The organism is Clostridiisalibacter paucivorans DSM 22131 (assembly GCF_000620125.1).
Taxonomy (GTDB): domain Bacteria; phylum Bacillota; class Clostridia; order Tissierellales; family Clostridiisalibacteraceae; genus Clostridiisalibacter; species Clostridiisalibacter paucivorans.
In genome coordinates this window covers 20,892-28,479 of sequence record NZ_JHVL01000048.1, presented here as the reverse complement: position 1 = coordinate 28,479, position 7,588 = coordinate 20,892, and the positions used below count along the sequence as shown (strand labels likewise).

Annotated in this window: 10 protein-coding genes; 1 reads left to right on the top strand and 9 read right to left on the bottom strand. The window is 32.4% G+C overall.

The window, feature by feature from the left end:
- On the top strand, nucleotides 1-197 hold a 197-nt coding region (gene tnpA / locus Q326_RS0112085; protein WP_026895627.1), incomplete at its 5' end, for an IS200/IS605 family transposase.
- 190 nt (nucleotides 198-387) lie between these two features.
- Here the strand turns inward: tnpA and Q326_RS19200 are convergent.
- From Q326_RS19200 to murA, 9 genes are all read right to left on the bottom strand, one after another.
- The gene (locus tag Q326_RS19200; protein ID WP_431188268.1) at nucleotides 388-513 is read right to left on the bottom strand and encodes a MerR family transcriptional regulator; all 126 of its coding nucleotides are present in this window, start codon (nucleotides 511-513) and stop codon (nucleotides 388-390) included.
- Nucleotides 514-586: 73 nt separating this feature from the next.
- The gene (gene rlmH, locus Q326_RS0112080) at nucleotides 587-1,066 is read right to left on the bottom strand and encodes a 23S rRNA (pseudouridine(1915)-N(3))-methyltransferase RlmH (protein ID WP_026895626.1); all 480 of its coding nucleotides are present in this window, start codon (nucleotides 1,064-1,066) and stop codon (nucleotides 587-589) included.
- A 37-nt stretch (nucleotides 1,067-1,103) separates the two neighbouring features.
- A complete protein-coding gene (locus Q326_RS0112075; protein WP_026895625.1) occupies nucleotides 1,104-2,744 on the bottom strand; it encodes a hypothetical protein in 1,641 nt (546 codons plus the stop codon).
- Between the two features lies 1 nt (nucleotide 2,745).
- Nucleotides 2,746-3,537: an ABC transporter ATP-binding protein gene (locus Q326_RS0112070; protein ID WP_026895624.1), complete on the bottom strand. Its 792-nt coding sequence runs from the start codon at nucleotides 3,535-3,537 to the stop codon at nucleotides 2,746-2,748.
- Between the two features lie 15 nt (nucleotides 3,538-3,552).
- Nucleotides 3,553-3,981 (bottom strand): HNH endonuclease, encoded by a 429-nt coding sequence (locus tag Q326_RS17295; protein ID WP_034602118.1) that lies wholly within the window; start codon nucleotides 3,979-3,981, stop codon nucleotides 3,553-3,555.
- A gap of 21 nt (nucleotides 3,982-4,002) precedes the next feature.
- On the bottom strand, nucleotides 4,003-4,170 hold the full coding sequence (locus Q326_RS18285) for a CxxH/CxxC protein (protein WP_084489645.1): 168 nt from the start codon (nucleotides 4,168-4,170) through the stop codon (nucleotides 4,003-4,005).
- 65 nt (nucleotides 4,171-4,235) lie between these two features.
- Nucleotides 4,236-5,426, bottom strand: a complete 1,191-nt coding sequence (gene htrA / locus Q326_RS17290; protein WP_084489644.1) for a serine protease HtrA — start codon at nucleotides 5,424-5,426, stop codon at nucleotides 4,236-4,238.
- 14 nt (nucleotides 5,427-5,440) lie between these two features.
- Nucleotides 5,441-6,235 carry an MBL fold metallo-hydrolase gene (locus Q326_RS0112050; RefSeq protein WP_026895623.1) on the bottom strand — a complete coding sequence of 265 codons (795 nt, stop codon included), beginning with the start codon at nucleotides 6,233-6,235 and terminating at the stop codon, nucleotides 5,441-5,443.
- Between the two features lie 23 nt (nucleotides 6,236-6,258).
- On the bottom strand, nucleotides 6,259-7,512 hold the full coding sequence (gene murA, locus Q326_RS0112045) for a UDP-N-acetylglucosamine 1-carboxyvinyltransferase (protein ID WP_026895622.1): 1,254 nt from the start codon (nucleotides 7,510-7,512) through the stop codon (nucleotides 6,259-6,261).
- Nucleotides 7,513-7,588: the final 76 nt, after the last annotated feature.

Sequence of the window (7,588 nt, the reverse complement as noted above, 5' to 3'; positions counted from 1 at the left end):
CAACTGTTGCACCAGTAGATATAGTAAGAAAGCTCAAAAGTATTTCTGCAAATGAAATATTTAAAGGCTTTCCAAATCTAAAGAAGTCTAAGTTTTGGGGTAGTGGTCTATGGAGTAGGGGATATTATGTAGGAACTGCTGGAACAGTATCGACTGAAACAATACAAAGATATATACAAAATCAAAAGTTAGCATAATATCAATTTAAGGTGGCATCGAACCACCTTAAATTAAAGCCCTTTCATCCCCCAAGACAAGCAAGGGGGTTTTCGGGCTTTTTCTATAATGGTTCAGCGTAATATAGTAATCAGCGGTTTTTTCAAGCAAAAAAGGAATACCTTTTAATAAGATGTTCTTCTAGTTTTAATCAAATTCTCTTTATGCCATCTAAATCAAAATAAACATTTCTTGCTCTAATCTGTAACCATTGTCATCTATTAAGTCAGGAAGTAATACTCCTTTCTTTTCAAAATACCTAATCTGATGAGTAGAAACATTCATTAATTTTGCAATGGTCCTATTGGTATTCCTTTTTTCATTGAATCTCCCCTTTAATATCTATGTACTTATCTCTAAAAAACCGCCGTCACTTATGGTACGGTTCACCTTTATTAATCCTAAATCCTCTATATATCTGCTCCAATAGTATTACCTTCATAAGCTGGTGTGGAAATGTCATCGGAGAAAATGATAGTCTATATTTAGCTTTATTTAGTACTTCTTTGGATAATCCCAAGGAACCACCTACTATAAATACTATATTACTTTCCCCCTGTATGGCCAATTGGTCTAGTTTTTTTGCGAATTTTTCAGATGATAACATATCTCCATCTATGGCCAATGATATTACATATGTTCCATCTTTTATATGCTTTAATATCCTCTCTCCCTCTTTTTCCTTTATCTTTTCCTTTTCTATTTCGCTGAGATTCTCTGGTGCCTTCTCATCATTTACTTGTATATGGGTTAAATTGCAGTACCTACTAAGTCTCTTGCTATATTCGTTTATTGCATTTTTAAGATATTTTTCTTTGATTTTTCCGACTGATATTATATTTATATTCATCGATTCACCCTTATCTTTATTATATAATTTTAATTATTTACTTACTTACAGTTTCCCATGTAATATCAAATCCCTTTTTCCATAAAATTATACTTGCTAATAACGCTAACAATATATAGATATATATACCAAATGACATAAATTTAAAAAGAAAATGGATGCCTGCTAAGACACCGAGGAGTAACATTACTGGTATTAGAGACCAACTATTACCTTCTTGAGTAATATTAAAAGGCTTAGAGAATGGAAGGTCTTTTTGTATAATTTTAAAACATATAACTACATATATAGAAATATTAATTATCACTGCTATGAGATCAGGCAAAATACGAAATCCAAATATCCAGATAAAAATTACACTTTCAAAAAGATATATTGGCATCAATAGATTAACTAAAAAAGCCTTGAGTGTGCCTTTAAAAACTGGTGCTAACTTCCCAATAGGAACTACTTTATAAAGCCATGCACCTTTATAATTTGAAGAGTATCTCATCATTACTACAGCCGTAGGTAAAAAGAATGTACAAAAATAAATATAAAAGTACATATTACTAGATGCTATTCCCTCTAGTCCATTATCCCTTAACGCATTTATAATAAAAATAAATGGAAATATAAAAGCAAATCCCAATGAAGGATATACCTTTAATTTAAATTCCCTTTCATTTTTCATCATTCTAGAAGCAAAGTGGAAAAATAACATTTCTTCCTTTGTAGCGCATATGATTCTAGATATCCCCCTTAAAAATTTACCTTTATTTGCTTTGCCTTTAGTATTATTATTATTTAATTTTTGTAAATTCCTTGTAAGTGCTGGCATAAAATGAATGTAAGCTATTATGGAAAATATAGGTACTATAAATGCAAGTATGGAAAATACAATATAATATATATTTCTACTACCATTTAATAATACCTCAAAGGGACCACCAAACCATATGGGAGCTATAAAATATTGCCACCATTTAGGATAAAATATTATATCAGCATCCACAAAAGCAAATAGGCGTCCTACTAACTGATAGCCCACTGTTATAGTAATGGTTAATCCTATTTGTACATAATTAATTACATCTTTTAATTTTTCTCCATCAAAAAATCTCAAAATTAATACGTATAATAACGCAGTTAAAGTGATTACAAATATATCCACCAATATTAATTCTAATAAAAACAATATAAAAAACATGAAACCTTGGGTAAATATGGATACTATTAACGCTGGTCCTGCCAATGCCATAGTAACAAAGAACAAATATACAATAATGTGTATTGTCTTTGCCATATTTAATGTAATATTATTCACCGGTTTTGTCGCAATAATATTCTTATCCCTCATATCTAATAGTACTGCAGAAAAATCAGATATTAATGAGGTCATTATCATGAACATAATAATTCCAAATGCTAAGCTCATCTGAAAAATATAACTCTGACCAGTCATAATAAAAAATACAATGATAATACCCATAACGGCATAAACCCATAGAGATTTTATAAAGCTATTTTCTGGTTTTTTATTTTTCTTTTTAGTATTTCCTATAACTGTAGGCACCCTTCTACCATCCATAACAAATTTTAGTTGAAGGATTCTTCTCATAATCTGGTAATCTACACCTAATTTTTCAAATACCCTCTGGAATCTATCCAATAATTTTAATACTACAAATTCTCTCATATTAATACTCCTCTTCAAGAATAGATATAAACTCTTTTGCCATTTCCTTGTGTTGATTGAATCCAGTAAGCTCATTAAATATTTCTTCCAATGAACTATCTTGGGATTTATCCCGTAGTTCTGAAAAGCTGCCATCTGCTAATATACTGCCACTTTGTAGTAATACAATCCTATTACTTATTTTCTCAACTACATCCATAATATGGGATGAATAGAATATTGTTTTACCCTTTTTAGATAATTCAGCTAATATTTCCTTAACAATAATAACACTATTTGCATCCAATCCACTTAATGGCTCATCTAGAAATAATACGTCAGGATTATGCAATAAGCTGGATATAATCAGTACCTTTTGCTTCATTCCTTTAGAATATGAAGATATTCTAGAATTAAATACATCTTCAATACCAAATATTTTCATCATCCTTTTTGCCTTATGTTCTACATCCTTTGAATCCTTTCCATATAATTCTCCAATAAAAGTCAAGTATTCTCTAGCAGTAAGGGTATCATAAATCTCTGCATTTTCAGGTACATATCCAATCCTCTTTTTATATTCTATACTATCTTTAGATATCTCATTTCCAAATATTTTAATTTTACCTGTATGTCCTGACAATAGCCCTAAAATTATCTTTATAGTAGTACTTTTCCCCGCTCCATTAGGTCCTATGTATCCAATAACTTGACCCGGATATACCTGCAAGGATATGCCCTTTAGAACCTTTTTTGAACCAAAGCTCATCTCCAAATCTTCAATCTCTATTACAGCCTTGTTTTCCAATTCCATATTTAGATCCTCCATTCAATGTTTTTTGCCTCCAAAATGTATCATCTTATTTACATATCCATCTTTAATATAGAATCTCTTATCTTTACTTTGAAATACAATTTCCCTATTTAGACCCTCTACCTTCTCTACCTCTAACAAATACTTCTTGAGCTCTCTATTGCTTATATCTATATCTTTTCCTGTAATTTTCCCATCTTTAACTCCTTGTAAAAATAATATGAGCATTATCTCATATACGTCAATAGGTATAGTATCTCCCTTATCTCTATTACACCTCTTGCAACTCACAACCAGATTAAATATCTCATCTATTCCGCCACTACTTCTAGGTAAATAATGGTCCAATGTCATTTGTTTATATTTGAGTTTTTTTTCACAATAAAAACATCTCTTATTATCTCTGTAGTATATATATAATTTGTCCCTATTTTTAATCTTCATAGACCAATTCTCCAAAATACATTATACTACAAGATATTTTGGAGGTACATCACAAAAATCACATGTACTAGGACTTGACCAATCTGTAAATGATATCTTTCCCAATTCATATACATCTGGTGGCTGTTCATAAATTTCTAAAAATTCATCTATAGCTTGATTTAAATGCTCATTACATACAACATACATAGTTTTACCTCCAGTCTATTTTTTATAAATACAAAAAAGGGGCCTTTAAATAAAGCCCCCTGATATTAATAACCCTCCGGTTTTCTCTCGAATTCAATCTCCAACTCTATATTCTCCCCGTTCCTCATCAGCTTAACCTTGGCCTTATCCCCAGGCCTATATTTATAAAGCACTGGTCTTAAAGTATTCATGTCTAATACTTCTTTTCCATCTATACTCTTCAATACATCTCCTGGTTTTATTCCTGCTTTATGGGCGGGAGAATCCTTTATTATTTCTATTAAAATTATGCCCTCATCTGCAGTTAATTCAACTCCCAATGCCTTTTCATACTTTTCTACTTCTACTCCTCTTATGCCTAAATATACGGTAGTAACCTTACCTTCATTAATCACTTGATCTATTATTGTTTTAGCTACATTTATAGGCACTGCAAAACCTAATCCCTCTGCTGATGTTATTTTGGCTGTATTTACTCCTATGACTTTACCCTCTGCATCTAATAACGGTCCACCACTGTTTCCAGGATTAATAGATGCGTCAGTCTGGATTAGATCTTCCATCATAATATTTTGATCCCTTATGGTTCTTTCCAATCCACTTATTATGCCCGATGTTACTGTTCGTTGAAATTGTAATCCCAAAGGATTCCCTATGGCTATTGCTACTTCTCCAACCTGTAAGTTATCAGAGTCACCTAATTCTGCTACTGGAAGATTTGATGCATTTACCTTTATTATTGCCAAATCCAATGCTATATCATTCCATATAACTTCTGCTGGTTTCTTATCTCCATTTTCAAACTGAACAGTTATTTTTTCAGCATTGCCATCTCCTACCACATGAGAATTGGTCAATATATAACCTTTGCTGTCTATTATAAGCCCTGAACCTACTCCTTGAAGCTGTCTAGGTCCAAAGAAAATATCCACCTGCGTTTCTAATGTGGTTATACCCACTACTGTTTTTACAGCCTTTTTAGCCACTGCTGTAGCTATAGTTAAATCATCCTTAGGACTTATGTTTATTTTTTGTCCCTCTATTACTGTATTTCCTTTATATATCTGTGGTAGAGGAATTATATTACCATATAAATAATTAGGTGCTATATATACAGATAGTATCCCTCCTACAAGGGCTCCTATAAGAGCAACAATAAAATAAGAAAATAATCCCCTTTTTTTGCGAGGCTTCTTATTTATAGGTGGCTCTTCCATATAATATGGACTACCATTGTCTTCCCAATTGTTGTTCATATTATTTCTCCTCCTTAAAGGTTATAGACCTTAGTTGGACAATCTCTATTAGTCAATCCAACAGATATGTCCTTATCTATATTTATACCCTTATCTGCAATAATATTTGCAACTGTTTGATAAGCTAATTCAGGAAAATTATTTTCATTACTTAGATGGGCTAATAATATATTTTCCCTATTTTCACAAAATACCTCTGTTATTAGATTCCCTGCGTCCTCATTGGATAGATGACCTTTATCTCCCATAATCCTTTTTTTTAAAAACCAAGGATATTTTCCCATCTTCAACATCTCTATATCATGATTTGACTCCACAAGCATTAAATCAGAACCCTTTATCTTGTTTCTTATATTATCGTCTACACATCCTGTATCTGTAAGTATGCTTATTTTTTTATGCTTTTTATTAATACAAAATCCTACAGATTCACTGGCATCATGATATGTCCTAAATGTAGATATACCTAAATCTCCCAAACTAAAGTCCCTTTCTGTGTCAAATATCCTTATATTTTCATCTGATATATTCCCTATATGCTTCTCCATATGTTCCCAAGTATTACTATTTGCATATATGGGAATATTAAACCTTCTAGATAATATACCTACTCCCTTTATATGGTCTTTATGCTCATGGGTCACCAATATAACATTTATACTATTGGGATCCACATCTATAGATTTTAGACCTTCCTGTATCTTTTTTCCACTTAGTCCAGCATCTATAAGAATATTTATTTTGTCTGTCCCTATATATTGGCAATTGCCACTACTTCCACTGGCCAATGAACAAAACCTTAATGTCATTATCTTTTCCTCCATACTGAGAGCTATTCACTAATTCTTTTGATCTTTGCTCCTAGCCCAATAAATTTTTGCTCTATTCTCTCATACCCTCTGTCAATATGATAAACATCTTCAACCTCAGTTACTCCATCCGCCATCAGTCCTGCTATAACAAAAGAAGCCCCTGCCCTTAAATCTGTAGCAGATACTTTGGCACCACTAAGCCTGTTTACACCATCTATTATAGATGTCCTGCCTTCCACTTTTATCTTTGCTCCCATCCTTTTTAATTCATCTACATATTTGAACCTTCCTTCAAATATACTCTCTGTAACTATGCTAGTTCCAGATACCATTGATAACAACGCCGTTATAGGCTGTTGTAAATCTGTAGGAAATCCAGGGTATGGCAATGTCTTTATATTTATATTCTTTAAAGGCGATTTCACCGCCACCTTTATGGAATCATCATATTCTACTACCTCAACACCCATCTCTTTAAGCTTTGCAGTTATTGATTCCAAATGTTTTGGAATAACGTTGTTTATTATCACATCTCCTCCTGTAGCTGCAGTAGCTATCATATATGTGCCTGCCTCTATCTGATCAGGGATTACACTATATGTACAACCATGAAGTTTCTCTACACCATTTATCTTTATTACATCCGTTCCTGCTCCCCTTACATCTGCTCCCATAGCATTTAAAAAGTTAGCAGTATCAACTATATGGGGCTCCTTAGCTGCATTTTCAATAACAGTTCTACCCTTAGCCAATACCGATGCAAGCATTATATTTATAGTAGCACCTACACTTACCACATCCAAGTATATATTTGTGCCTAGCAATTCACTAGCTACACATTTTATCACTCCATGCTGTATTTCCACACTGCATCCCAGTGCTTCAAATCCCTTTATATGCTGGTCAATAGGCCTAGTCCCTATATCACACCCTCCTGGATAAGTAATCTCACACGTTTTAAATCTACCTATAGTACCACCCATTAAATAATAGGATGCCCTGAGCTTTTTAGCCAACTCATATGGAGCCTTATGTGTGTTTATTTTACTAGTATCTATATCCATTGTTCCATTATTATATTTAACTTCTGCACCCATGCCTTTCATTATATCCATCAGAATATATACATCTCTAATAGATGGAATATTTTCTATTGTACATTTATCTGCTGCCAACAACGACGCTGATATTATAGGAAGAGCAGCATTTTTAAAGCCACTTATATTTACCTTGCCATTTAATTTATTTCCACCTTCAATTAATAATCTATCCATATAAATATCCGAAAACCTCGGATATATTCACCCCACTTTCTATTATTAGAGGACTACACAATTTCCTTATATCAAT

Coding starts and splice junctions, on each gene's coding strand:
- rlmH (WP_026895626.1), bottom strand. CDS start 1,066: ATGAATATAAATATAATATCAGTCGGAAAAATCAAAGAAAAATATCTT.
- Q326_RS0112075 (WP_026895625.1), bottom strand. CDS start 2,744: ATGAGAGAATTTGTAGTATTAAAATTATTGGATAGATTCCAGAGGGTA.
- Q326_RS0112070 (WP_026895624.1), bottom strand. CDS start 3,537: ATGGAATTGGAAAACAAGGCTGTAATAGAGATTGAAGATTTGGAGATG.
- Q326_RS17295 (WP_034602118.1), bottom strand. CDS start 3,981: ATGAAGATTAAAAATAGGGACAAATTATATATATACTACAGAGATAAT.
- Q326_RS18285 (WP_084489645.1), bottom strand. CDS start 4,170: ATGTATGTTGTATGTAATGAGCATTTAAATCAAGCTATAGATGAATTT.
- htrA (WP_084489644.1), bottom strand. CDS start 5,426: ATGAACAACAATTGGGAAGACAATGGTAGTCCATATTATATGGAAGAG.
- Q326_RS0112050 (WP_026895623.1), bottom strand. CDS start 6,235: ATGACATTAAGGTTTTGTTCATTGGCCAGTGGAAGTAGTGGCAATTGC.
- murA (WP_026895622.1), bottom strand. CDS start 7,512: ATGGATAGATTATTAATTGAAGGTGGAAATAAATTAAATGGCAAGGTA.